This window comes from Aurantiacibacter odishensis (genome assembly GCF_003605195.1).
Taxonomy (GTDB): domain Bacteria; phylum Pseudomonadota; class Alphaproteobacteria; order Sphingomonadales; family Sphingomonadaceae; genus Alteraurantiacibacter; species Alteraurantiacibacter odishensis.
Genome location: NZ_QYOS01000022.1, coordinates 106,068 through 130,517, shown reverse-complemented (window position 1 = coordinate 130,517; position 24,450 = coordinate 106,068). Strand labels below are relative to the sequence as shown.

The 24,450-nt window shown below is 64.2% G+C and carries 26 protein-coding genes and 1 tRNA gene; 16 read left to right on the top strand and 11 right to left on the bottom strand.

The features are described from left to right. Positions 1 to 24: 24 nt before the first annotated feature. Positions 25 to 109, bottom strand: a tRNA-Leu gene (locus D4Q51_RS06365). 161 nt (positions 110 to 270) lie between these two features. Between D4Q51_RS06365 and D4Q51_RS06360 the strand changes: the two genes are divergently transcribed. Together D4Q51_RS06360 and D4Q51_RS06355 are read left to right on the top strand one after the other, a co-directional pair. Continuing rightward, positions 271 to 564 carry a hypothetical protein gene (locus tag D4Q51_RS06360; protein WP_240624587.1) on the top strand — a complete coding sequence of 98 codons (294 nt, stop codon included), beginning with the start codon at positions 271 to 273 and terminating at the stop codon, positions 562 to 564. 33 nt (positions 565 to 597) lie between these two features. Beyond that, positions 598 to 891: a DUF3297 family protein gene (locus D4Q51_RS06355; protein ID WP_120076915.1), complete on the top strand. Its 294-nt coding sequence runs from the start codon at positions 598 to 600 to the stop codon at positions 889 to 891. Between the two features lie 150 nt (positions 892 to 1,041). Here the strand turns inward: D4Q51_RS06355 and D4Q51_RS15660 are convergent, their stop codons facing one another. Continuing rightward, on the bottom strand, positions 1,042 to 1,647 hold the full coding sequence (locus tag D4Q51_RS15660) for an SMI1/KNR4 family protein (protein ID WP_162925177.1): 606 nt from the start codon (positions 1,645 to 1,647) through the stop codon (positions 1,042 to 1,044). A 26-nt stretch (positions 1,648 to 1,673) separates the two neighbouring features. Next, positions 1,674 to 2,900 carry a Na+/H+ antiporter NhaA gene (gene nhaA / locus D4Q51_RS06350; RefSeq protein ID WP_120076914.1) on the bottom strand — a complete coding sequence of 409 codons (1,227 nt, stop codon included), beginning with the start codon at positions 2,898 to 2,900 and terminating at the stop codon, positions 1,674 to 1,676. A gap of 147 nt (positions 2,901 to 3,047) precedes the next feature. Between nhaA and D4Q51_RS06345 the strand changes: the two genes are divergently transcribed. From D4Q51_RS06345 to D4Q51_RS06325, 5 genes are all read left to right on the top strand, one after another. Next, positions 3,048 to 4,451, top strand: coding sequence for a glycosyl transferase family protein (locus D4Q51_RS06345; protein WP_120076913.1), 1,404 nt, complete (start codon positions 3,048 to 3,050; stop codon positions 4,449 to 4,451). 35 nt (positions 4,452 to 4,486) lie between these two features. Continuing rightward, on the top strand, positions 4,487 to 5,617 hold the full coding sequence (locus D4Q51_RS06340; protein WP_120076912.1) for a hypothetical protein: 1,131 nt from the start codon (positions 4,487 to 4,489) through the stop codon (positions 5,615 to 5,617). Positions 5,618 to 5,672: 55 nt separating this feature from the next. Beyond that, on the top strand, positions 5,673 to 6,590 hold the full coding sequence (locus D4Q51_RS06335; RefSeq protein ID WP_120076911.1) for a sulfite exporter TauE/SafE family protein: 918 nt from the start codon (positions 5,673 to 5,675) through the stop codon (positions 6,588 to 6,590). Next, a complete protein-coding gene (locus D4Q51_RS06330; protein ID WP_120076910.1) occupies positions 6,587 to 7,348 on the top strand; it encodes a TIGR02186 family protein in 762 nt (253 codons plus the stop codon). The genes D4Q51_RS06335 and D4Q51_RS06330 overlap by 4 nt, the downstream gene beginning before the upstream one ends. A 98-nt stretch (positions 7,349 to 7,446) precedes the next feature. Next, the gene (locus tag D4Q51_RS06325) at positions 7,447 to 9,207 is read left to right on the top strand and encodes an ATP-binding protein (RefSeq protein WP_240624586.1); all 1,761 of its coding nucleotides are present in this window, start codon (positions 7,447 to 7,449) and stop codon (positions 9,205 to 9,207) included. A gap of 257 nt (positions 9,208 to 9,464) precedes the next feature. On the opposite strand, the gene D4Q51_RS06320 is transcribed toward D4Q51_RS06325, so the two are convergent. The 3 genes from D4Q51_RS06320 to D4Q51_RS06310 are packed head-to-tail and all read right to left on the bottom strand — an operon-like array spanning position 9,465 to position 14,357. Continuing rightward, positions 9,465 to 10,925: an MATE family efflux transporter gene (locus D4Q51_RS06320; RefSeq protein ID WP_120076908.1), complete on the bottom strand. Its 1,461-nt coding sequence runs from the start codon at positions 10,923 to 10,925 to the stop codon at positions 9,465 to 9,467. Beyond that, entirely contained in the window at positions 10,922 to 11,656 is a 735-nt protein-coding gene (locus D4Q51_RS06315; RefSeq protein ID WP_120076907.1) for a 7-carboxy-7-deazaguanine synthase QueE, read from the bottom strand. The genes D4Q51_RS06320 and D4Q51_RS06315 overlap by 4 nt, the downstream gene beginning before the upstream one ends. Position 11,657: 1 nt before the next feature. Further along, the gene (locus D4Q51_RS06310; protein WP_205689451.1) at positions 11,658 to 14,357 is read right to left on the bottom strand and encodes a valine--tRNA ligase; all 2,700 of its coding nucleotides are present in this window, start codon (positions 14,355 to 14,357) and stop codon (positions 11,658 to 11,660) included. A gap of 86 nt (positions 14,358 to 14,443) precedes the next feature. On the opposite strand from D4Q51_RS06310, the gene D4Q51_RS06305 reads away from it, so the two are divergent. From D4Q51_RS06305 to D4Q51_RS06290, 4 genes are read left to right on the top strand one after another with little or no spacing between them, the layout of a single operon-like run. Beyond that, on the top strand, positions 14,444 to 15,553 hold the full coding sequence (locus tag D4Q51_RS06305; RefSeq protein ID WP_120076905.1) for an MlaE family ABC transporter permease: 1,110 nt from the start codon (positions 14,444 to 14,446) through the stop codon (positions 15,551 to 15,553). Beyond that, positions 15,550 to 16,407, top strand: a complete 858-nt coding sequence (locus D4Q51_RS06300) for an ABC transporter ATP-binding protein (RefSeq protein ID WP_120076904.1) — start codon at positions 15,550 to 15,552, stop codon at positions 16,405 to 16,407. The genes D4Q51_RS06305 and D4Q51_RS06300 overlap by 4 nt, the downstream gene beginning before the upstream one ends. Before the next feature lie 9 nt (positions 16,408 to 16,416). Beyond that, positions 16,417 to 17,364 carry an MlaD family protein gene (locus D4Q51_RS06295; protein WP_120076903.1) on the top strand — a complete coding sequence of 316 codons (948 nt, stop codon included), beginning with the start codon at positions 16,417 to 16,419 and terminating at the stop codon, positions 17,362 to 17,364. Positions 17,365 to 17,381: 17 nt separating this feature from the next. Beyond that, positions 17,382 to 17,966: an ABC-type transport auxiliary lipoprotein family protein gene (locus D4Q51_RS06290; RefSeq protein ID WP_120077043.1), complete on the top strand. Its 585-nt coding sequence runs from the start codon at positions 17,382 to 17,384 to the stop codon at positions 17,964 to 17,966. Between the two features lies 1 nt (position 17,967). Here the strand turns inward: D4Q51_RS06290 and D4Q51_RS06285 are convergent, their stop codons facing one another. Genes D4Q51_RS06285 through crcB form a run of 5 tightly spaced genes read right to left on the bottom strand, consistent with a single transcriptional unit; the run spans position 17,968 to position 21,058 of the window. Beyond that, positions 17,968 to 18,663 carry an ATP12 family chaperone protein gene (locus D4Q51_RS06285; protein WP_120076902.1) on the bottom strand — a complete coding sequence of 232 codons (696 nt, stop codon included), beginning with the start codon at positions 18,661 to 18,663 and terminating at the stop codon, positions 17,968 to 17,970. Continuing rightward, positions 18,660 to 18,887, bottom strand: coding sequence for a hypothetical protein (locus tag D4Q51_RS06280; RefSeq protein ID WP_120076901.1), 228 nt, complete (start codon positions 18,885 to 18,887; stop codon positions 18,660 to 18,662). Before D4Q51_RS06280 ends, D4Q51_RS06285 begins: the two co-directional genes overlap by 4 nt. Then, complete coding sequence (locus tag D4Q51_RS06275; RefSeq protein ID WP_240624585.1) at positions 18,880 to 19,536, bottom strand: HAD-IA family hydrolase; 657 nt, start codon at positions 19,534 to 19,536, stop codon at positions 18,880 to 18,882. The genes D4Q51_RS06280 and D4Q51_RS06275 overlap by 8 nt, the downstream gene beginning before the upstream one ends. Then, positions 19,533 to 20,648 carry an RluA family pseudouridine synthase gene (locus tag D4Q51_RS06270; RefSeq protein WP_120076899.1) on the bottom strand — a complete coding sequence of 372 codons (1,116 nt, stop codon included), beginning with the start codon at positions 20,646 to 20,648 and terminating at the stop codon, positions 19,533 to 19,535. Before D4Q51_RS06270 ends, D4Q51_RS06275 begins: the two co-directional genes overlap by 4 nt. After that, positions 20,645 to 21,058, bottom strand: coding sequence for a fluoride efflux transporter CrcB (crcB, locus tag D4Q51_RS06265; protein ID WP_120077042.1), 414 nt, complete (start codon positions 21,056 to 21,058; stop codon positions 20,645 to 20,647). The genes D4Q51_RS06270 and crcB overlap by 4 nt, the downstream gene beginning before the upstream one ends. 206 nt (positions 21,059 to 21,264) lie before the next feature. Between crcB and rpsU the strand changes: the two genes are divergently transcribed. From rpsU to D4Q51_RS06240, 5 genes are all read left to right on the top strand, one after another. Continuing rightward, complete coding sequence (rpsU, locus tag D4Q51_RS06260; RefSeq protein WP_119084150.1) at positions 21,265 to 21,471, top strand: 30S ribosomal protein S21; 207 nt, start codon at positions 21,265 to 21,267, stop codon at positions 21,469 to 21,471. A 120-nt stretch (positions 21,472 to 21,591) separates the two neighbouring features. Then, positions 21,592 to 22,167: an FKBP-type peptidyl-prolyl cis-trans isomerase gene (locus D4Q51_RS06255; RefSeq protein ID WP_120076898.1), complete on the top strand. Its 576-nt coding sequence runs from the start codon at positions 21,592 to 21,594 to the stop codon at positions 22,165 to 22,167. A 105-nt stretch (positions 22,168 to 22,272) separates the two neighbouring features. Next, positions 22,273 to 22,575: an Asp-tRNA(Asn)/Glu-tRNA(Gln) amidotransferase subunit GatC gene (gatC, locus tag D4Q51_RS06250; RefSeq protein WP_120076897.1), complete on the top strand. Its 303-nt coding sequence runs from the start codon at positions 22,273 to 22,275 to the stop codon at positions 22,573 to 22,575. A gap of 17 nt (positions 22,576 to 22,592) precedes the next feature. Then, positions 22,593 to 24,056, top strand: a complete 1,464-nt coding sequence (gatA, locus tag D4Q51_RS06245; protein WP_420807529.1) for an Asp-tRNA(Asn)/Glu-tRNA(Gln) amidotransferase subunit GatA — start codon at positions 22,593 to 22,595, stop codon at positions 24,054 to 24,056. Continuing rightward, on the top strand, positions 24,053 to 24,415 hold the full coding sequence (locus D4Q51_RS06240) for a hypothetical protein (RefSeq protein ID WP_162925175.1): 363 nt from the start codon (positions 24,053 to 24,055) through the stop codon (positions 24,413 to 24,415). Before gatA ends, D4Q51_RS06240 begins: the two co-directional genes overlap by 4 nt. The last annotated feature ends 35 nt before the right edge of the window (positions 24,416 to 24,450 follow it).

The following is a 24,450-nucleotide window of genomic DNA, read 5'->3' as shown; positions in this document are numbered from 1 at the left end:
GCGGATAAACCAGCCTTGCGGAACTGGTGCGGGCGAAGGGACTCGAACCCCCACATCTTGCGATACTGGTACCTAAAACCAGCGCGTCTACCAATTCCGCCACGCCCGCGGCCCGACGAACCTTGCAGGTGGACACCTGCGAAACGAAGCGGTGCCCATAGGGGGATGAGGCGAAAAGGGCAAGCAGCACGATCAGCGGAATTTGCAGGCGGAACGCAGTAATCGCACCGTCCGTTCAACCGGTGCGTCCAGATGAAGGAAAAACGGACCATGCAAGCAAATGAATCGGACCTTTCCCAGGAAGCCACCGTGCCGCAGCAGCAGGCTGGCTCACCCCAGATGGCCGAAGGCGAATCACCCGTCGATGCGGACCGTACTGGCCCCAAGCCGGGCGACAGCGACTTTCCGGGCAATGCACCAGATGAAATCGACCCGACGCCCGACAGCGAAGACCAGCCCGGCGCCAATCCCGACGAGATCGAGCCATTGCCCAACGACACGCGGGAGCCGGGCGTGTCGCCCGACGAACTGCCCGCCGATATCACCAAGCTGCCGCCCGATTGATTTTTGCGCCGATGCGGCTAGTGGCATTGGCCCATGAGCGAAGAAAACACTCCCGCCGCCTCCGGCGATACCCCGCCCGATCACCTTTCGATCGACCCGCGCAGCGAACACTTCGATGCCGATAAGCTGCAGCGCGGCGTCGGCATCAAGTTCAAGGACCGGGTGCGCACCGATATCGAGGAATACTGCATTTCCGAAGGCTGGGTGCGCGTACAGGCGGGCAAGACGGTGGACCGCAAGGGCCGCCCGCTGACGATCAAGCTGAAAGGCCCGGTCGAAGCGTGGTACGAGGATCTCGGCGAAAACCCGCCCGTCGCGAAGGCCTGATTCCCCACACCCTTCCGAGCGTTGGCGGGGTTTGGTTGATGAAATACATTCTGGGGATCGGGCATTTGGTTTTCCAAAGGGCGCGGCATGTGCCGTCGGTTGAATCGCCGGGGCTAAGCCGGGTTCGACTCTGTAGGAAAATGCCTGCGTTTAAGAAGATATCGACCGCAGCTTGTCCGGGGCCATTCGATCGCTAAGCCAAGCTGCTAAGCTATCCCATTGACCACATTCGCCGGGGGCTTCCGCCTCTCCGTTTCCCCGGCCGATGATCTCCCCAGCTTTGGTAATGAAATACCCGACTTGACCTTCGAAGCTTACGTTCTCCGAAGCAAAGAGGATCGCATCGCTGTCGCAAGCCGCATAGCTTGATCGCCAAAGCGGCCCCATTTGCAATTCCAGCGGTTGTCGCCTTCTTCGAGTAAATTCAGATAATATCCCATAAACCGACAATTCGCCGAACCGCAGACCATTGGCGTGCGTATAAAAATGACGAAGTGAAGGCGGTAGCTCTTGCCCGAATTCCGTCTCGAAGGCCTGAATTTCGGCAAAGGTGAGCGGTTCGAACAGCACGACGCCAAAAGCTGCCGGTCCTACGTTTGGCCAATAGGACAATAGTACCGCGTCGCTTCCCGGCTCCGTCCAGGCACCATCCTGAGCGACCCTGGTCAGTTGCTCGTAAAATGTTTCGTATCCCGCCGTAAACCTTTTAAGCAGGCGCTGTGCCTCCGCGAACGATATTTCAGTTGCACCAAACACTTAGGTTGCCTTCCGACGACTAGCCCTCAGACCACCGGGCTGGTCGGATCGTCCGCTTCCTCTTCCGGGTGCGTCGTCGTCAGACGCAGGACGGTGTAGCCCAGCACGGCCGAGATCAACGAGCCCATGAGGATGCCGATCTTGGCCTCGTCACGCAGAAGGCGGGCGGCCTCGTTGGTGCCTTCGAAGGCTAGTTCGCCGATGAACAGGCTCATGGTGAAGCCGATGCCGCACAGGATCGATACGCCCCAGACTTCCGCCCAAGAGCACGCCGGCGGCATTTTCACGATACCCAGCTTCACCGAAGCCCAGACCGTGGTGAAAATGCCCACTTGCTTGCCGATCACCAGGCCGGCGCCCACGGCCAGCGGCAGCGGATCGAGCAGCGCTTCCAGCCCAAGCCCGGAGAGGCTGACACCTGCGTTGGCGAACCCGAAGATGGGCACGACCAGATAGGCGCTCCATGGCACCAGCGTATGCTCGACATTATCGAGCATCGAATAGCCGTCCTTGGTCTGCATCGGGATGGTGAAGGCCGCCAGCACGCCCGCGATGGTGGCGTGGACGCCGGAATTGAGCACGCAATACCACAGCGCGATGGTGGCGATCACGAACAGCGAGACGTGACGCACCTTGTAGCGGTTCATCGCCAGCATGACGATGAAGACGCCCAGCGAGATGAGCAGCCACATGATCTTGGGCTCGGAATAGAAGATGGCGATGATCGCCACCGCGCCGATATCGTCGACGATGGCGACTGTCAGCAGGAACAGGCGCAGCGACTTTGGCACGCGGGTGCCCAGCAGGCCGATGACGCCCATGGCGAAGGCGATGTCGGTCGCCGCCGGGATCGCCATGCCCGCGCGATATTCCGGCGCGCCGCCCGTTACTGCCAGGAACACGCCGATGGGAACGGCCATGCCCGCAGCCGCCGCCAGGATGGGCAGGGTGCGCTGCTTGGGGTCGGCGAGGTTGCCGCTGATCAGCTCGCGCTTCACTTCCAGTCCGACGACGAAGAAGAAGATCACCATCAACCCGTCGTTGATCCACAGGTGGAGGGTGTTCAGGTAGAACACGTCCTTGGACCACAGGTAGCCGTTGAACAGCTCGAAATAGGGTGCCGCGATCCCCGAATTTGCCACCACCATGGCGACGACGGCGACGGCGATCAGCAGGATCCCCTCGAATGCGTCGGCCTTGAACAGGGCCTTGAAGTTGCGGACTGCGGAGCGGACGATACTGGGTTCTGCCATGCTGAAGGCCCTTCACCAAAATCGGCGGCATATGCAAGCCCGCAAAACGGCCATGCGATTTTGAACGCGTGATTAACGCACCCGTGTTGCCTTTTGCGTCATGAAGTTTATCCCTACGCGCAAATACTTAGGGGGCAGGGTTATATCATGGGCGATACCGCGGCGACCGCGCTGTATTGGCTGGCGCTGGTCGAGCACGAATTGCTGCTGTTTGCGGGCGTTTTCTTCCTGGTCGGCGCGATCGACGAATTTGCCATGGACATTGCCTGGTTCTGGCTGCGCCTGACGGGCCGGGCCGAAACGCCCGTGCTCAGCCGCCGAGAAGTGCATTATCGGCAATTGTGTGGACGGGCCGCGGTCCTGGTACCGGCATGGCAGGAGGCCGCCGTGATCGGCGACACGCTGACCCACGCACTCGACGTATGGCCGCAGAGGGACCTACGTATCTACGTCGGTGTCTATCGCAACGATCCCGCCACGCTGGAAGCCGCCGCGCGCGGAGCGCAGGAAGACAGGCGCGTGCGGATCGTGGTGCACGACCGTGACGGCCCTTCCACCAAGGCCGATTGCCTGAACCGGCTCTACCATGCGCTGCGGCAGGACGAACTGCGCGAGGGGCGCGAGGCGCGTATGGTGATCCTGCACGACGCAGAAGACATGGTCGATGCCGCCGCGCTGGCTTTGCTCGACCGTGCCATCACCACCGCCCATTTCGTCCAGCTTCCAGTCCTCCCGATGCCGCAGAAGAATTCGCGCTGGGTGGGCAGTCATTACTGCGAGGAATTTGCCGAGGCGCACGGCAAGGCCATGGTGGTACGCAACGCGCTGGGCGCCAGCCTGCCCGCAGCGGGTGTCGGCTGCGCGTTCGAGCGAGGCATCCTGGCCCGGATCGCCTTCAAGGCGGGCCGCGATGCGCCGTTCGACGAGGATTCGCTTACCGAAGACTACGAGTTGGGCGTGAAAGTCGCCGCGCTCGGCGGGCGCTCCCGCTTCCTGCGGGTGCGCGGAGAGGACGGGCAGCTTATCGCCACGCGGGCCTACTTTCCCGGCCAGCTTGGCCCTGCCGTTCGCCAGAAAGCCCGCTGGATGCACGGTATCGCCCTGCAGGGGTGGGACAGGCTGGGCTGGACCGGCGGCCCTTGCGAATGGTGGATGCGCCTGCGCGACAGGCGCGGACCGCTCTCCGCACTGGTGCTGCTGACGGGCTATTCGCTGCTGGTGCTCGCGCTGGTGCTGACCGGCCTTCATGCAGCCGGGTATGTTTCCCCTTGGGAGCCGAGCGGCCTGATGCTGGTACTGCTGGGCCTCAACCTCGCGAGCTTTGCCTGGCGTGCCGTGATGCGCTTCAGCTTCACCCGCGCCGAATTCGGCTGGCGCGAAGGTCTGCGTGCCGTGCTGCGTATTCCGGTGGCGAATGTCATCTCGATCATGGCCGGTTACCGCGCGCTGTTCTCCTACTCGAGAACTCTGCGCGGCGCAGTACCCGAATGGGACAAGACCGCGCACGATACACACCCTGCGCGCAAGGTTGCGCTTGAGGGCGTGCAGTGAGAGCTGCTCCTCCGGCAAGGCGCGGATGGCCGCTGATGTCGCTCGGCCTGGTACTGGGCAGCTGGGTGCTCGTGCGCGTTGCCTTGTGGGAAGCGCCTTTTACCGCCGCCCTGCCGCGGAGCGAGCCTGCGCCGACAAGCGCCCATGTCGCGGCTCAACCGGCTGCGCCCGAAGCCCAGTCGATCCCGCAAAGCACGGTCGCGCCGAACTGGTTGGACCAGGGCGCCGCACCCTATGCACCGATCGAAAAGCCCTTGCCGGACATGCTCGAACGGCCCCATTTCGCCCCGCTTCCGATGGTGGGCGAAGCGCAAGGGCCGCAGCGCTCTGCCGTGAGCAGGGCCGGATTTCGCGGAGTCGATCGCATCATTGCGCATTCCATGCTGCTGGCTGCCGGATACTCCGTCGGTCGCCGAGACGCTCAGGCGCAGCCCTACCAGAGCGGTGTCGGACCCGTAGCGCCAGGCGTCATCCAAGCACCGGAAGCCGCGCGAGACTTCGCGCAGGGTTCGTCCCGCAGGCGCTGGTCGCTGGACCTGTGGGCGCTGTGGCGAGAGGACACCACCACGCCGATCACGTCCGGCAGGCCGAGCTATGGCCGTAGCCAGGCGGGCGCCGTGCTACGCTACCGGCTCGATCCCGGCAGCCGCCATGCGCCGCAACTGCACCTGCGCGCCACGCGCGCGCTGGATGGCGAGCGTGAAACCGACGTCGCGCTGGGCGCATCGGCCAGGCTGCTGACCTCCCTGCCGGTGCGCTTCGCCGCCGAAGCGAGAGTGAGCGAGACCGATGGCGGGACCGAACTGCGCGGCGCTGCCTACGCGGTTACCGAACTGCCGCCGGTCAGCCTGCCTGCCGGGCTGACGGGCGAGGCCTATGTCCAGGGTGGCTACGTCAGCGGCGAATTCGCCACGGCGTTTGTTGACGGGCAAGCGCGGATTACGCGAGAACTGGCCTCGGCGGGCGACTTCCGCCTGACTGCCGGTGGGGGCGTGTGGGGCGGGGCGCAAGAAGATGCGGAGCGACTGGACGTTGGCCCAAGCGCAGGCGTGAGTTTCCGCATCGGTGCTGCGCGCGGGCGCGTTTCTGCCGATTATCGCTTCCGCGTGGCGGGCGATGCGGAGCCAGCGAGTGGCCCTGCGCTCACACTCACGGCAGGTTTTTAGTCGCAGCCCACCATTCACCTTCTATCCACCGCGCCTTTGCATTAGGCGCAGGGTCATGGATGTCTATCTTCCCATTGCCAATCTTGCTGTAGACGGTCTCGTTATCGTCGCGCTTGGCGTGGCGACCGGCATCCTTTCGGGGGTGTTCGGCGTGGGCGGCGGCTTCCTCACCACGCCGCTGCTGATCTTCTACGGTATTCCGCCGACCGTTGCCGCCGCCTCTGCCGCCACGCAGGTGACGGGGGCGAGTGTATCCGGCGTCTTCGCGCACAGCCGCAAGGACGGGGTGGACTACCAGATGGGCGCCGTCACCGTTGCCGGCGGCATGGTGGGCGCGCTGTTGGGGGCGCTGATCTTCAATCTGCTGCGCTCCGCCGGTCAGATCGACGTGGTCATCAACGTGCTCTACGTCCTGATGCTGGGCACGATCGGCGGCCTGATGGCGCGCGAGAGCCTTGAAACGCTGCGCGGAAGCAAGGACGGCAGCACGGGCAAGCGCGCGGCCAAGCGCCGCCACCACCCGATGATCGCCAGCCTTCCTTACCGCTGGCGGTTCTACAAGTCGGGCCTCTACATCTCGCCGCTGGGACCGCTGATCCTGGGCGTGGTAGTGGGCATCCTGACCATGCTGATGGGTGTGGGTGGCGGCTTCTTCATGGTGCCGGCGATGCTCTACATCCTCGGCATGAGCGCGAAGGTCGTGGTCGGCACGAGCCTGTTCAACATCCTTTTCATCACCATGCTGGTGACTATGGTGCACGCCTTCACTACTCGCGCGGTGGATATCGTGCTGGCGGGCCTCCTGCTGATCGGTTCCGTCACGGGCGCGCAGCTGGGCACGAAGATCGCCAACTTCGCCAAGCCCGAGCACCTGCGCCTAGTCCTGGCGATGATCGTGCTGGCGATTGCCCTGCGCATGGCCTTCGGCCTCGGCGTGCGACCGGACGAGGTCTATACGGTGGTGCCGTTATGACGCGCCTTCTCGCTTTCCTGATGGCTCTCCTGCTAGCCATGCCCGCCTTCGCGCAGAGCGAGGACCCCATCCTGGTGCCCGACATCTCGCAGCACGAGATCGTTCTCCAGCAGGGCTTCACCGGCGCGACGCTGCTTCTCTATGGCGCCGTGCTGGACCCGGCGGACAGCGATGCGCAATACGACGTGGTCGTGGTGCTCAAAGGGCCGAGCGAGCCGATCCTCCTGCGCGAAAAGGAGCGGATTTTCGGTATCTGGGTGAACTCCGAGGAATCCGCCTACCGCTCCGTCCCCTCGTTCTACGCCATGGCCAGTTCCCGTCCGGTGCTGGACATCGTGGATGAACGCACGGCGGCGATCTACGAACTTGGCTTGGACTATCTCCAGCTCTCCCCGTCAGGCTCCATCGACCCGGCGGAGCAGCAACGGTTCTCCGAAGGGCTGGTAGACCTGCGCCAGCGGCAGGGCCTCTATGCGCAATACGACGAGGGTGTGGAGATTTCGCAAGGCGTGCTCTACCGCGCCGACATTCCCATCCCCTCCAACGTGGTGGCGGGCCGCTATGTCGCGGAAACCTTTGCCATTTACGATGGCCGGGTGATTTCGTCCGCCACATCGGAAGTGCAGGTATTCAAGGAAGGATTCGAACTGGGCGTGGAGGAAGCGGCGAACGACTATTCCTTCTTCTACGGCCTGTTTGCCGTCGGCCTTTCGGTCTTCATGGGCTGGGCCGCCGGGCGGTTGTTCGCGTTGGTATAGCCGCGCCTCGTTCTTTCCCAAGCATTTGTGATTTAGGCGATCTTAACCCCGATCGCGCTATCGCCTGCGGGTATTCACCAAGGGCGAGAGCTGTATCCATGACTGAAATGCCGGGTCACATGACGAGTTTCAATTCAGTGCCTGCCGCAAATGGCGGTGCGCGAACGGGCGCCGAGCAAGCTCCGGCTCCTGCGGCTCAGGCTTCTGCGAATTTTCAAGCGGAAGCTCCGGGCGCCCACGAAGCCTCGCTCGAAAGTGCGCGCCAGCCTATCGGCGTTGTGCTGGACGTTGCCGGTTCGGGTTCGCAGATCGCACTCGACCTGGAGCGACTGAACGAGTGCATGGACCATGACGACCCTTCCATCGCGCTGGCAGGGCAAGTCGGCAGCCAGATCAAGATTCGCACGCGCGACGGCTGGCTGCTAGCCTCCGTTCGCGATCAGAAGCAGGATCGCAGGGGTGCCGGCAATTCGGTGATCGCCAATATCGATTTCATGGGGGAGGGCCTTGAAGAGCGCCTGACCGGCAAGATCCACAGCTTCCGCCGCGGCGTGACTCGCTATCCTGTCCCCGGCGCGCTGGTGTTCCCCGCGACGACCGAGGACCTTCGCCAGATCTATTCCAGCGACGGACGCAGCGCGATCCAGATCGGCACCGTCTATCCCACCACGGATATTCGCGCCGGCATGTATATCGATGCCATGCTCGGCAAGCACTTCGCCCTGTTGGGCTCTACCGGTACGGGTAAATCCACCAGTGCTGCGCTGATCCTCCACCGCATCTGCGAGGCGGCACCGCAGGGCCATGTGCTGATGATCGACCCGCACGGCGAATATTCCGCGGCGTTCAAGAACTACGGGATGATCTTCGACGTCTCGAACCTGCAGATGCCCTACTGGCTGATGAATTTCGAGGAACACTGCGAAGTGCTGCTGAAATCGAGCGGCAACGACCTCCAGAACGACCGCGACATCCTCGCCAAGTGCCTGCTCGCGGCCCGCAGCAAGAACCGCCTTGCGCAGTCGATGGGCAAGATCACCGTGGATTCGCCGATCCCCTACCTGCTGTCCGATCTTACCAGCCTGATCCAGGACGAGATGGGCAAGCTGGACAAGGCGACCAACACCGCCCCCTACATGCGCATCAAGACCAAGATCGAGGAACTGAAGGCCGATCCGCGCTACCAGTTCATGTTCTCTGGCATGCTGGTGGGCGACACCATGGGCGAATTCATTTCCAAGATCTTCCGGATGCCCGGCGATGGCAAGCCGATTTCCATCGTCGACGTGTCGGGCGTGCCGTCCGACATCACCAGCACCGTGGTGGCCGTGCTCAGCCGTCTGGTGTTCGACTTCGCCATCTGGGGCCGCAACGAGCGAACTGCCCCGATCCTGCTGGTGTGCGAGGAAGCGCACCGCTACGTGCCGAGCGAGAAGAATGCCGACGGCAACTCGGTCGGCCGTGTCCTCTCCCGCATCGCCAAGGAAGGCCGTAAGTACGGCATCTCGCTGGGCCTCATCACGCAGCGCCCGTCCGACCTTGCCGAAGGCGTGCTGTCGCAGTGCGGCACGATCATTTCGATGCGTCTCAACAACGATCGCGACCAGGCGTTCGTAAAAGCGGCGATGCCCGAAGGCGCGCGCGGTTTCCTCGATTCCATCCCGGCTCTGCGCAACCGTGAATGCATCATCTGCGGCGAGGGCGTGTCGATCCCGATCCGCGTGGCGTTCGACAATCTCGAGGAAAGCAAGCGTCCGGCATCCGAAGACCCGAGCTTCGTCGACCTGTGGAACCACGGCGGTGGCGAGGAAGAGGCGGTCTACCGCACCGTCCAGCGCTGGCGCGCGCAGGGTGCCTGATTTGTTTTCGCTCCGGCCCCCGCCGGAGCGTCCTCGGTGCTATTCGCTCCGCTTCGCTGCGCGGCACCTGCGGTCGCGCAGTCGCGCTCTGTCGTTCGCTAGTCGCGACCGAATTGCGCGCCTCAAATAGATTTGTAATCAGGACGCCATGCGCTTGGCAGGGCGCAAGGCCGGAAGGCCGCCCGCAGCGGGCGCGTAGCGTAGTGAAGCGCGTCTAGCGAGGACGATCCGACGGAGATCGGATCGAAAAACAAACCTTACAAATCAGGCGTCATGCGTCCCGCGGGCAGTGCGTCCGCGTGGCTGCCTTCTTCCGCCTCCCTGGGGCCAATCGGCAATTCGCGGCGCCAGTCCCAGTAGTGATAGAACCACCATCCAAGCGCAAGGCCACTTGCGGCGGAGACGGGGTAGGACAGCCACAGCGAGTCCGCGCCCAGCCAGTTGTATGTGGCATAGTAAAAGCCAAGCCGCACCGGGAACAGCGCAATGCCGACCACCGCCAGCGGCACCCACACCGCGCCTGCCGCGCGCATGGTGGCGGTGTAGATCTGCGTGACGCCAAAGATCACGAAATTCCAGCTGGCAAGGAGCTGGATATGGCGGGCAATGTCCACCGCCGGGCTGTCCGGCCCGAGGAACAGGACCAGTACCGGCCTGTCGAACAGGATCAGCATCACGGTGACGGAGCCGGTGAAGACGAGGTTCATCACAAGGCCTGCGCGGGTGACGGCGTGCAGGTTATCCCACTTGCGCGCGCCGATGTACTGCGCAGCCATTGCGCTCACCGCGCCGCCGATCGCCATGGCGGGCATCTGGATATAGGTGAACAGTTGCATGGTCGCGCCGTAGGCCGCGGTCGTCATCAGTCCCTCGCGGTTGACGAGGCCCACCAGCACGATCCCTGCCGCCGCCATCACCGCCATCTGCGCACCCATCGGCAGGCCCTTGGTGACGATGTACCGCAACTCCTCGCGCGCCGGCTTCAGGTAGTGCAGTTCGGCGCCGCGCAGCCGCAGCGGCAGGTCCTTGCGATAGACATAGATCACCATACCGACGAAAGAGAGCATCGAGGCAGCGATGGTCGCCGTGGCGGACCCGGCGATGCCCATCGCGGGAAGCGGGCCGAGCCCTGCAATGAACACAGGGTTCAGCACCGCGTCGATCAGCACGGTCACGCCCATGAAGATGAGCGGAGTGCGGGCATCGCCTGTGCCGCGCAGGCCCATCGAAAGGATGATCGAAACCATGCCGAACGGCATCGAGAGGAAGATCAACCGCAGGTAGATGAGCGCCAGCGGATAGGCCCCTTCCGGCGTTGCCAGCAGGCGCAGCAGTCCCGGAGCAAACGCAAAGCCCACGCCCGCAATCACCACCATGAGGAAGGCGCAGAAGCCCACCGCGCTGCCGAAGGTGCGCCGTGCCCCGTCCACGTTGCGCGCGCCCCAGCGCTGCCCGATCATCACCGTGCCCGCCATGCCGAAACCGAAGGAAAGGCTGGCGACGAGGAACATCACGATATTGGCATTGGCCGTGGCGGCGAGCGCCTCTTCGCCGATCAGCCGCCCCACCCAGATCGAATTGATCGTGCCGGACAGTGATTGCAGCACGTTTGTCAGCAGCGCGGGCACCGCGAACACCAGCAGGGTGCGCGGGATCGGTCCCCGGGTCAGGTCTCCGCGCATGGCGGCGGGCGGTTTCGCCGGGTCGCCCTCGCTCATGTCCCGCGCGTGTCACCGAACAGGTGGATGTGCAGGCGGTCACTCATGCGAAAGCCATGCTCGAGGCAGAGCGGCACCAGCCATTCCTCGCGCTGGCGCACGGTTTGGCTGTCCGTGCCTTCGGGCATCAGGAACACCCGGTGCGCCGGGATCATGTGCGTTTTCACGAGGGCGAGAACCTCGTCCACATCGCCAGGCTGCGCGATCACGAACTTGCAGAAGGCTCGTTCGTCCGTGGCCCAGCGGTCTAGCATCTCGGGCTTCAGCGCCAGCTCCGCCGGGTTACCGCTGTGCGCCAGCTTGGGGCTGACATTGTACTGGTCGACGCGGAAATCGAGCCGAGCGGGCGGATCGACGGTGCCGTTGGTCTCGATCTCGACCTGCATGTCGGGCAGGTGCTCCAGCATCGCCGCCAGCTTGCCCGCCTGCATCGTCGGCTCACCGCCGGTGATGACGAGGCGCTTCTGCCCCAGCGCCGCAATGCGGGCGGCGACATCGGCCTCGTCCAGTTCCACCTGGTTGGCCTTGCGATCGAAATGCTCGCCCGAACGGTGCGGGCGTTCGTCGCCTTCGAAATGCCAGGTGTAGGCCGTGTCGCACCAGACGCAGGCGAGGTTGCAGCGCGAGAGGCGCAGGAAAGCGACAGGCGTGCCCGCGCTCGGTCCTTCGCCTTGCACGGAGGCAAAGATTTCCGGCTCTCCCGGAGCCTGCGTGGCGAGGACCAGCGTCAAGCTACCCCAGCCGTTCCAGTGCCGCTTCCAGCCTGGCAATTTCGTCAAGATGGAAGGTGTGGTCGGCCTTGGCTTTCTCCACCGCTTCGGGCTTGGCGCGTTCGACGAAGTTGGCGTTGCCGAGGCGGCCTTCGAGCGATTTCGCTTCCTTCTGCGAGGCGGCCAGCGCCTTTTCGAGGCGGGCGCGCTCCGCATCGACATCGATCACGCCTTCCAGCGGCACGATGAACACGTCGCTGCCCGAACTCACCTGCATCGCCGCGCCTGCGGGCGCTTCACCGACGGTGATGGGCGACAGGCGGGCAAGGCGTTCGATGGCGGCGCTGCTGCGATCGATCACGCCCTGCGCCAACGGCGAAGGATTTTCAATGAAGGCAGACAACTTCTCGCCGGGCGAAATGCCCAGTTCGTTACGCGCGCCGCGCGTGGCGGTGGTGAGGGCGATTACCCAGTCAATGGCGTCGGTCGCGTCCTTGCTCACTGCGGCGCGCGGCTCCGGCCACTTCGCATGGATAAGGTCGTACTTGCGCTCACCCTGCGCGTGCCAGAGTTCCTCCGTCACGAATGGCATGAAGGGGTGCAGCATGACGAGTATCTGGTCGAGCGCCCACCCGGCGACGGCCTTTGTTTCCTGCTGGATCGGGCCATCTTCGTCCGACTGGAGCACGGGCTTGATAAGCTCCAGATACCAGTCGCAGAACCTGTCCCAGGTGAAGTGATAGACGGTGTTGGCGGCGGCATCGAAGCGCAGTTCGGCCATGGCCTTGTCCAGCGCTTCCACGGTCTGCTGCACTTCGCCGATGATCCACTGGTTCGCGGCGAGGCGGGCGGGCGGCGCCTTGATCGTGCCTGACGCACCGATGCCGTAGCCCTGGCAGAAGCGCGTGGCGTTCCACAGCTTCGTGGCGAAGTTGCGATACCCCTCCACGCGCTTTTCATCCATCTTGATGTCGCGGCCCTGGCTTTCCATCGCCGCCATGAAGAAGCGCAAAGCGTCCGCGCCGTACTGGTCGATCAGGCCGAGAGGATCGACCACGTTGCCCTTGGACTTGCTCATCTTGGAGCCGTCGGCTGCACGCACGAGGCCGTGCAGGTACAGCTTCTCCCACGGGCGCTCGCCCATGTTGTAGTAGCCCATCATCATCATGCGGGCATCCCAAAAGAACAGGATGTCGAAGCCGCTGATGAGCAGGGAGTTGGGGTAGTGCTTCACCACCCGCGCCTCGGCATCGGGCCAGCCGAGCGTGGCGAAGGGCCAGAGCGCGGAGGAGAACCACGTGTCGAGGACGTCCTCGTCGCGGGTGAGGGCAACGCCTTCACCGGCCTTGGCCTGCGCCTCTTCCTCGGTCTCGGCGACGAACACGTTGCCGTCCGCGTCGTACCACGCCGGAATCCGGTGCCCCCACCATAACTGGCGAGAGACGCACCACGGCTGAATGTTCTCCATCCAGTTGAAGAAGGTCTTCTCCCATGTGGCGGGCACGATCTCGATCTCGCCCGACTTCACCGCCTCGATGGGCTTTGCCGCCAGCTTCTCGGCGTCGACATACCACTGGTCGGTCAGCCACGGTTCGATCACAACGCCGCCACGGTCGCCGAAAGGCGTCGCGATGGTGCGCGGTTCGGCGTCGATTTCGACCTCTTCGCCCTTCTTGGTCTTGCTCTTGTGCGTGACGAGATGGCCGCTGACCTTCAGCATCTCCACCACGCGCTTGCGTGCCTCGAAACGTTCGAGGCCGAGCAGTTCTTCCGGGATCAGCCCGTCGGCGGTCTGGCAGACGTTCGCGTCTGCATCGAGCATGTTGAGCATGTCAGCCGGAGCGATCCCGGCGCGCTTGCCCACTTCGAAGTCGTTGAAGTCGTGCCCCGGCGTGATCTTCACCGCGCCGCTGCCAAGTTCCGGGTCGGCGTGCTCGTCCGCCACGATGGGTATTTCGCGGCCCGTGATCGGCAGCTTCACCCTCGCGCCGCGCGCCACCAGATCACGATAGCGTTCGTCCTCCGGATGCACTGCCACGGCCATGTCGGCCAGCATCGTTTCGGGCCGTGTGGTGGAGACGCGGATATCGCCGCTGCCGTCGGCCAGCGGGTAGATGAAGGTCCAGAACGAACCCTGCACGTCGCGCGTTTCCACCTCCAGATCAGAGATCGCGGTGCGCAGCTTCGGGTCCCAGTTCACCAGCCGCTTGTCGCGGTAGATCAGGCCGTCGTTGTAGAGGTCCACGAACACCTTGAGCACCGCCTTGGTGAAGTGGTCGTCCATGGTGAACTGTTCGCGGCTCCAGTCCATCGAACAGCCCAAGCGGCGCAGCTGGCGGGTAATGGTGCCTCCGCTTTCTTCCTTCCACTCCCAGACCTTGTCGACGAATTCCTCGCGGCTGTAATTGGTGCGCTTGTCCTGTCGTTCTTCCAGCTGGCGCTCCACCACCATCTGCGTGGCGATGCCCGCGTGGTCCGTGCCCACCACCCACAGCGCGTCCTTGCCGCGCAGGCGCTCGTAACGGATCACGATATCCTGCAGCGTGTTGTCGAGCGCGTGGCCGATGTGCAAGGACCCCGTCACGTTGGGCGGCGGGTTGACGATGGTGAAGGGCTCCGCATCCGGGCGATCCGGGCGGAACGCGCCGGTCTCTTCCCAGTGGGAATACCATTTCGCCTCGATGGCGACGGGATCGAAGGTCTTGCTCAGTTCACTCGTCATGGCAAAGGCCACTGCCACCTGATTCCCCCAAGGGCAACACGCTAAAACCTTGCTGCCGGCCTGAATAATGCCCATAGCTGCCCGCAATGCGCGAATGGGCTGAATACACTATCGAGGAAGCTGGGGGGCGGGCGACCGTCACCATCACCGGGCCCATGGTGGTTTCGGGTGTGGGCGAGATCGATCCTGGGCTGCGCGACATCACCGATTCGATCCAGACCATCGACATTTCCGGCGTCTCACGTATCGACACGGTGGGCGCATGGATCATATTCCGGTTCGCCCAGCGCACCGGGGCCGACGTGGTCGGCGCCAGCGAACAGGCAGAAGTGCTGCTCGATGCGGTGGAGGAATGCGAGAGCGAGGCCGCCATCGCCCCGCCGCGCCGGCGCAATGCCAAACAGATTACCGAGCACGTCGGCATCGCCGTAATTGAGTTCTTCAAGGGCGTGCTATCCTCGATCGGCTTCCTCGGCTCGGTCATCGGCGCGTTCTTCAGCCTGATGCTCCATCCGCGCCGCTTCCGGATGAAGGCCCTGGTGCGGCAGATGGAACTGGTGGGCGTCCAGTCGCTACCGATCATCGGCCTTATGAGTTTCCTTATCGGCATCGTCATCGCGCAGCAGGGCGCGGTGCAATTGCAGCAGTTCGGCGCGGAAACGCTGACGGTGAACCTCGTCGGGCGCATTACCCTGCGCGAACTGGGCGTGCTGATGACGGCGATCATGGTGGCGGGCCGCAGCGGTTCTGCCTTTGCCGCCCAGATCGGCACGATGAAGCTGACCGAGGAAATCGACGCGATGCGCACCATCGGCGTCTCGCCGATGGAGGCGCTGGTCATTCCGCGCATCCTTGCCGCCGTTCTGATGATGCCGCTGCTCGGCTTCTTCGCATCCGTCGTCGCCATCATTGGCGGCGCGGTGATTGGCGATGTGATGCTGGGCATTCCTTTCCTCACCTTCCTTGCCCGCGTGCAGGAAGTGGTGCCCGTCACCGATTTCTGGGTGGGCATGGTAAAGGCGCCGGTGTTCGGCCTGATCGTGGCCATGGCTGGCTGCTATCAAGGCATGCAGGTCAAGGGTAACGCCGAGGAAGTGGGCCTGCGCACCACCGCTGCCGTGGTGCAGGCGATCTTCATGGTAATCGTGCTCGATGCCTTCTTCGCCGTCTTCTTCGAGAGGATCGGCTGGATATGAGCGAGCACATCGACAACGAGACCACGCACGAAGCCGCGCCGGGCGGGGAAGACTATCCCATCCGCATCCGCGGGCTGACCAATGCCTTTGGCGATTTCGTGGTGCACGAGGACCTCGATCTCGACGTGCGGCGCGGCGAAATCCTTGGCGTCGTGGGCGGTTCGGGCACCGGGAAGAGCGTGCTGATGCGCTCCATCATCGGCCTGCAATTCCCGCAAGCGGGCGAGATCGAGGTGTTCGGCCATAACATTACCGAGGCAGAGCCGGACGAGGACATCGGGGTACGCAATCGCTGGGGCGTCTTGTTCCAGGGCGGGGCGCTGTTCTCCACCCTGACTGTGGGAGAGAACGTGCAGGTCCCGCTGAAACAGTTCTATCCCGAGCTGTCGCAGAAGCTGCTGAACGAGATCGCGCGTTACAAGACAGTGCTGACCGGCCTGCCAGCCGATGCCGCCAGCAAGTTCCCGTCGGAGCTTTCGGGCGGCATGAAGAAGCGCGCCGGTCTCGCCCGCGCGCTCGCGCTCGATCCCGAACTGCTGTTCCTCGACGAGCCCACGGCCGGTCTCGATCCCATCGGCGGGGCCAAGTTCGACGAACTGCTGCGCGAACTCACCGACACGCTGGGGCTTACGGTATTCCTGATCACGCACGATCTCGATACGCTATACGCCATCTGCGACCGCGTGGCCGTGCTGGCCGACAAGAAGGTGATCGCGGTGGGGACCATCGACGAACTGCAGCAGAACGATCATCCGTGGATACAGGAATACTTCAACGGACCGCGCGCACGGGCGGCCACTGCAACCCACGAGCGGGGGAAAGCGTTGGACAAGCAAGGCAGCGAGAAGGCATAGGCGAGACGGATGGAAACACGGGCAAACCATATCTGGGTCGGCGCTATCACGCTGCTGCTGCTGGCAGCGGCGGCGGTGTTCTTCGTCTGGCTGGCGCGACTGGGCGAGCGGAACAACAAGGAATACGACATTTTCTACGAACAGTCCGTCGGCGGCGTCGCCGAGGGGTCTGTTGTCACCTATTCGGGCGTTCCTGTAGGTCAGGTCGCGGATATCTCGATCTGGGAGCGTGACCCCGAATTCGTGAAGGTGCGCATCAAGGTGAACGGGGAAACGCCGATTCTCGTGGGCACAACTGCCAGCATTTCGGCCAGCTTCACCGGCGTATCCAACATCAGCCTGTCCGGCGGCCGATCCAACCAGCCGCCGATCACCTGCGACACCACCGATTGCCCAGAAGGCGTGCCGGTCATTCCCCCGGCGCAGGGTGCCGTAGGCGAAATCCTCGCCAGCGCGCCGCTGTTGCTTGAGCGACTGGCGACCCTGACCGATCGCCTGACCCGCGTTCTGGATGACGAGAACCAGGATTCCATTTCGGGCATCCTCGCCAACACCAATGCCATCAGCCGCGAGCTGGCAAATTCCTCGCCGGAAGTGCAGCGCACCTTGCAGGAATTGCAGACGACGCTGGCGCAATCGACAGAGACGCTGGCCGCGTTCGAGGACACGCTGGAAACGACGGACCAGCTGCTTGAAGGCGAAGGTCCTGCGCTCGCATCGGACTTGCGCGCAACGCTGGCATCGGCGCGGCAGGCGGCCAATTCGCTTGAAGGCTCGCTCGCCAATGTCGAGCCGCTGACGCGCCAATTGAACGAAGATACGTTGCCCGCCGCCAACGCCACATTGCGCGACCTGCGGCGGACAAGCGAGAACCTGCGCAGCATGACGGAGCGGCTGGAGAACGAAGGCGCGGGATCGCTGCTGGGTTCGCAGCCGTTGCCCGATTACGAGCCTTGAGGGCGGAAACGATGATCATGATGAAGAGCAAATTCCTCGCCGCCGCAGCTTCGCTTGCCGCGCTTTCGGGCTGTATCAGCCTTGGTGGCGGCGATCCGCCCGACCAGTTGCTGACGTTGACCCCGTCTGCCTCCATCCCGGCCGGCGCTGCCGCCGAAGGAGAGGCTTCGGCCGCGCTGGCCGTGCAGGTGCCCACCGTCACACAGCGACTGAATGTCACCCGCGTGCCCGTCACCACCAGCGACAGCTCGCTCGCTTACCTGCAGGATGCCGTGTGGGTGGAAAAGCCCGCGCAACTGTTCCGCAACGTGCTGGCCGAGACGATCAGGGCCAAGGGCAATCGCCTTGTCGTAGGCGGCGGAGAGCTGGAATATGTCGCGCAAACCCAGCTTTCGGGCCAGCTTGTCGACATGGGCTTCGACGCGAACAGCGGCAGCGTGATCGTGCGCTACGATGCCATGCTGGAAATGCCGGACGGCACGATCCGCACGCGCCGTTTCGAGCACAGCGAACCCGCACTGCCCGAAGCAAACGATGTCGGCTCGGCGCTGAACCGCGCGGCCAACATCGTCGCGGACGAAGTTGCGGAGTGGGTGGGCTAACCTAGCCCCGCACCGCCTTCGCGAATTCCGCCGCGCGGCGGAACGCCTCCAGCTTCGCCTTGCGCGCAACCTCGGCCTCGTGATCGTGGCCCCATAGTTCGGCTTGCCAGTCTTCTTCGAGGTTGGTGGCGGCAAACAGGGCGCCAACATCGGCCCCGTCTTCCAGCACTGCGAGAGCGGCCGTCAGCGAAGCGCCCAGCGATGCCAGAGTCACCAGCGCCGCGAGAGTGAAATCGTCTTCGCCGTCCAGACGCGCCTTCAAGGCAGCCAGCGTACCTTCGGATTGCTTGCGATGGATGATGCCGCTCGCCCGTTCTAACCGGATGCCGTGCGCGGACTCGCAAGCGATAACGATCGGCTCCCATACCTCCTGCTGGCGGCGATAGAGCGGCTCGTCCGGGTCGGCGCGGTAGCACAGGGTGTCGGTCTCGACGTAGGAGATCAGCTTGGCGACGTGTGCAGCGCGGTCCTCGCGCACCATGTCGATGGCGAAATCGGCCATGTCTCGGAAAATGAACGACTTCGGGTCTACCTTCTCACCTTGTTCGGCGAATTCTGCGGCGAGCTTTTCGGCTACATTGCGCGTCGGCAGCACCTGAGGCTTGCCGCCCTGCGTCCTGATGGGCCGTCCATCCAGCGTCACCTGCCAGCCGCCGTCACGTTCCTCGACCGCTACTTCTTTCCAGAACCGTTTCATCGCTTGTCGTTCGTGCTCCACATCCGCGAAAGCAGGGTGGGGGTGACGAAAGTCTCGAACATGCCCAGCACCAGCAGCAGGTAGCCCGCCCAGTCGGGCAGCGGCAGCGCATCGTTGAACACCGCGATTGCGGCCAGGATCATCACCACGCCGGCGATCCGCATGGCGTTGATGAGCATGAAGCGGCCCTTCGCGCGGACCTCGGCGTCCTCGCGGCTATCCATCGATCAGTTTCTCCAGTTCGGCCATTGTCTCGGCTACGGCCACGGCCCCTGCGGCGAGCAGTTCGTCCGGTTCGTGATAGCCCCACGACACGCCGATGGGGCGCACGTTGGCGGCCACCGCCATCTCGATATCGAACACGGTATCGCCAATCATGCAGGTCGCTTCCGGCTCGGCCATCGCATCGTCCATCGCGGCATGCAGCATTGCGGGATGGGGCTTGGAGGGGTGCCGGTCCGCCGTGTGCGTTGTGGCGAAGAACTGCGTCAGCCCATGCATGGCGAGCGTGCTGGCAAGGCCGCGGCCGGACTTTCCGGTAGCGACCCCAAGCGTCCAGCCGCGCCCGTGCAGTCGCTGCAACATTTCGGCCATCCCTTCGAACAGTGGTTCGCGCAGGGTGCCGTTTTCCCGCGCGCTGCGGAAGGCCGTCTTGTAGGCCTGCACCACGGCAAACTGCTGCTCGTCCGGCAGTTCCGGCGACAGGCGGCGGATCGCCTGCGGCAGGCTGAGGCCCACGATGCGGCGCACTTGCGAGTGGTGCGGAGCGGGCGCGCCCACCTCGGCAAAGGCGGCGTTCATCGCATTCACCACGCCCGCCTGCCCGTCGCTCAGGGTGCCGTCGCAGTCGAAGACGGCGAGGCGCACACTCACTTCTTGCCCCGCTTCTTGCCGCCCGGCTCTGCGCGCCGCTTGCGCTCGCCGCGCCGGGCCTTGCGATATTGCTTTGCGTGCTGCTTGGCCGCCTGCTTCTCTTCCGCCTTGGTTCGCTTGGGTTTCGGCGTGGCGACCGGCTTCGCGTCGCTGAGGGCAGGGTTGAAACCGAGCTGTTCCATCGACTGCGCGAAATGCTCTGGCAGGTCCGCGCTCACGTCCAGCTTCTGCCCGCCGGGTGCCTCTATGATCAGGCGGCGCGCGTGGAGGTGCATCTTGCGGCTGATGCTGCCGGTCAGGAATGCATCCTGCCCGCCGTACTTACCGTCGCCCACGATGGGGTGACCCATCGCCGCCATGTGGACGCGCAACTGGTGCGTGCGGCCCGTCAGCGGTTGCAGCTCCACCCACGCGGCGGCGTTTCCGGCGCGTTCGACGACGCGGTAGAGCGTCTTGGCGGGCTGGCCGTTCTCCGTATCGACATGCATCTTCTCGCCGCCGGTGCCCGGCTGCTTGGCCAGCGGCGCCTCGATCTCGCCCTCGTAGATATCGGGCACGCCGACCACCAGCGCCCAGTAAATCTTCTTCGCGCTGCGGCCCGAAAAACGCTTGGAGAAGAACGCCGCGCTGCCCGGTGTGCGGGCGACCAGCAGAATGCCGCTGGTGTCCTTGTCCAGCCGGTGGACAAGGCGCGGGCGTGGCTCGCCATCGCCGGCATAGGCATCCAGCAGCGCGTCAACGTGGCGGGTCGTCTTGGTGCCGCCTTGCGTGGCGAGGCCCGGTGGTTTGTTCAGCACCAGCGCGGATTTCGTGCGGGTGATGAGGATATCGTCGGCCAGCGATTCTTCTTCCGGCGTCAGTTCGCGCCGCGTTCTTTGCGTGCGCGCCTTGTCCTCGCCGCCCGGCGGCACGCGCAATTGCTGACCGGCGGTGAGGCGGTCGTCCACCTTCACGCGCTTGCCGTCCACGCGCAGCTGGCCGGTGCGCGCCCAGCGGCTGACCGTGCCGAAGCCGACCTGCGGCAGGTGCCGCTTGAACCAGCGGTCCAGCCGCACGCCGTCGTCGTCCTCGCCAACGGTAAACTGGCGGACTTCATTCGCATCCTTGCTCATGAGAACAGCCGCGTCACGGTGATGCCGAAGAAGAACCCCGATACGCCAAGGCCGATCGAGAGCATGAGATAGATCGCCGCGAGGCCCAGTTGGCCGCGCTGCATCATGTAGGCCATTTCAAGGCTGAAAGCGCTGAAGGTGGTGAACCCGCCCAGCAGACCCACGCCCAGCAGCAGGCGAAGCTGGTCCGCGCCTTCGGGGTTGCCGCGCACCAGCCATCCGGCGAGCAGGCCCATCAGCAGGCTGCCGATGGTGTTGACGGCCAGAGTGGCAAAGGGGAAGGCGCTGACGGCGGGCGCGCCCAGCCAACCGGTCATGAACCGGCCCATCTGGTAGCGGGCAAGCGCGCCAATTCCCCCTCCCAGCGCGACGGAGAGGGAGGCATAGAGTTGCGGAGTTGCATTGGACATGGCCGTTCCCTTAGCGTTGCAGGCGGCCATGCGGAACCCAAAACGCTCTGCCGCCTTGCATTTCACCCGCGATTCGCTTATCTGCGCCCTCGTGAAGCCGACCCCGAGAGGGATTCGGCGCAATTTTCGTTTTGTTTATCCGGTGCATCCCGCGCCTGACTGCAGCGGGCTCTCGCCGTTTTAGTTCTAGAAGGTGGCTTAGATTTATGCAGATCATCGTTCGCGATAACAATGTCGAGCAGGCTCTCCGTGCGCTCAAGAAGAAGCTGCAGCGTGAGGGTGTGTATCGCGAAATGAAGCTGCGTCGCCACTACGAGAAGCCCAGCGAAAAGCGCGCTCGCGAAAAGGCTGCTGCCGTTCGCCGCGCCCGCAAGCTGGAGCGCAAGCGCGCAGAGCGCGACGGCGCCCGGTAATAGCGCCGCTTTTCAGGCTCTCGAAGCTTGAAAGCACATCGCAGCTAAGCCAAAGGGGCGTGGAAAGTTCTTCCGCGCCCTTTTCGTTTGGCGCGCCAATATTCACGGGATCACATTACCATGGCCGAAGTCACCCGCGTTCCGCTGCAGCCGATTGCCAAGGGCTCGCTCACCAAGCTGTGGATCGGCGTCATCATTGCCGTTCTGGTGGCCGTTGGCATCGCCTGGGCTGCGACCCCGCAGGGTCTTTCGGTAGATACCGTGCGCGCGGGCGAGGGCCCCAGCCCGACCGAAGAGGACGTGGTGTTTGTAAATTACACCGGCAAGCTGGCCGACGGCACCGTGTTCGACCAGTCGCAGTCCATGCCGCTGCCCATCCCCGGCATCTTCCCCGATGGCACGCCGCTGCCGCTGGGCGACATGATCCCCGGCTTCCGTGATGCCCTGTTGCAGACGCAGGTGGGCGGCCAGTACGAGATCTTCATTCCGTCCGATCAGGCCTACGGTGCCGACGTGCCAGAGGGCGGGCCGATCCCGCCGAACAGCGATCTCTACTTCGATATCGAAGTGATCGACTTCATGAGCCGCGAGGAATTCCAGGCGCGCGTGCAGTCCTTCCAGCAGCAGATGATGCAGCAGCAGATGGAAGCACAGGGCACTGGCGAAGGCGCGGTACCGGGTGCTCCGGCGGAGTAATCCGCCAGGCCAGAGGCCAGGCGCGACTTATTCCGCTCCACCAGCGGCGCGAGACTGCGTTTTCCCTGCTTGAAGCGCGCCGCCCACGCGGCTAACGCTCCCGCCATGTCAGTCACCCGAGAAGAAGTCGCCAAGATTGCCAGTCTGGCGCGCATCAGTATGGACGAGGCTGCCCTCGACCACATGGTGCCCGAACTCAACAATATCCTCGCCTTCGTGGAACAGCTGGGCGAGGTTGACACCAGCAATGTCGAGCCGATGGCCGCGGTCATCCCGCAAGACCAGCGCCTGCGCGACGACGTGATCGACGCCGACCCGCTGACCGGCGGTGGCAGGCGTCATGACGTGCTGGCCAATGCGCCCGTGGCCGAACACGGCTTCTACGGCGTTCCGAAGGTGATCGAATAGTGACCGATTTCACGCAAATGGGCCTCAAGGCCATCCGCGACGGCGTGGCCGCCGGCAATTTCACCGCGCGCGAAGTGGCCGAGGCGCATAATGACGCCGTGGCTGCCGCCGCCGAACTGAACGCCTTCATCGTCACCACGCCCGACCACGCGCTCGCCGCAGCCGACAAGGTGGATGCGGACCGTGCAGCAGGCAAGGATCTGGGGCCGATGGCCGGTGTGCCCATCGGCATGAAGGACCTCTTCGCCACCAAGGGCGTGCAGTCGGCCGCAGGCAGCCACATCCTCGAAGGGTTCAAGCCGCCTTACGAAAGCACAGTCTCGCAGAAGCTGTGGGATGCGGGCGCGGGGATGCTGGGCAAGCTGAACATGGATCAGTTCGCCATGGGCTCCTCCAACGAGACGAGCTATTTCGGCAATGTCGCCAGCCCGTGGAAGAAGCAGGGCAGCAATGCCACGCTGACGCCGGGCGGTTCTTCGGGAGGCTCCTCCGCCGCCGTTGCCGCGCGGCTGTGCCCGGCAGCGACCGGCACCGATACCGGCGGCTCGATCCGCCAGCCCGCTGCGATCACCGGCATTACCGGGATCAAGCCGACCTATGGCCGCTGCAGCCGCTGGGGCATCGTGGCCTTTGCCAGCTCGCTCGACCAGGCGGGCCCGATGGCCCGTTCGGTGGAAGACTGCGCGATCATGCTGGGCGCGATGGCCGGTTTCGATCCCAAGGATTCGACCAGCATCGACGCGCCCGTGCCCGACTGGGTCCGGCTGCTCGATGCCGATCTCGCGGGCAAGACCGTGGGCATCCCGCGCGAATACCGCGTGGACGGGATGGATGCCGAGATCGAGGCGAGCTGGGAAGAAGGCAAGCAGTGGCTGCGCGATGCGGGTGCTAAGGTGGTCGACGTATCGCTGCCGCACACCAAGTACGCGCTGCCCGCCTATTACATCATCGCCCCTGCCGAAGCCTCCTCCAACCTCGCCCGGTACGACGGCGTGCGTTACGGCCTGCGCGACCTGCCCGAGGGCGCTGGCCTGCAGGATATGTATGCCGCCACCCGCTCCGCCGGGTTCGGTCACGAGGTGAAGCGTCGCATCCTGATCGGCACCTATGTGCTCAGCGCAGGCTTCTACGATGCCTATTACACGCAGGCGCAGAAGGTCCGCACGCTGGTGCAGAAGGACTTCATGGACGCGTTCGAACAGTGCGACGTGATCCTCGCGCCCACCACGCCAACCGCGGCCTTCGCGCTGGGCGAGAAAACCGACGACCCGCTGTCGATGTACCTGAACGACGTGTTCTCGGTGCCCGCATCGCTGGCCGGCCTTCCTGCCATGAGCGTGCCTGCCACCCTCAATTCGGACGGCCTGCCGCTCGGCCTGCAACTGGTCGGCAAGCCGATGGACGAGCAGGGTGTGCTGAACGCGGGCCTCGCCATCGAACAGCGCGCCGGGTTCACCGCCCAGCCGGAGAAGTGGTGGTGAGCTTTTTCGAAGTCCTCGTCATCGTGCTGCTGGTGGGCGGACTGATCCTGCCGATCTGGTGGCTGGTGGGCACCGTGCACTTCGCCAATCGCAAGCAGCGCCAGCAGCTGCAATCGGCGCAGCGCTGCATGGCCTTCACCGCGGTGATGGACCGACTGATGAACGAAATGCGCGCAGACCGGAAGCGCGCGCCGATCGTGGTCGCCTGCATCCGCGAACTGCAGACCTTTCCTGAATACCGCGACATCTCGGTAACGATGATCAACGACATCAACGTGAGCGGCAGCACGCCTTACGACCAGATGTTGAAGAACGAACTGAAGAAGACCGAGGCATTTCTTCTCGAGGCGAACTCATGAGCAATTACCGTGTCCAGGGCGCAAACGCTGGTGGG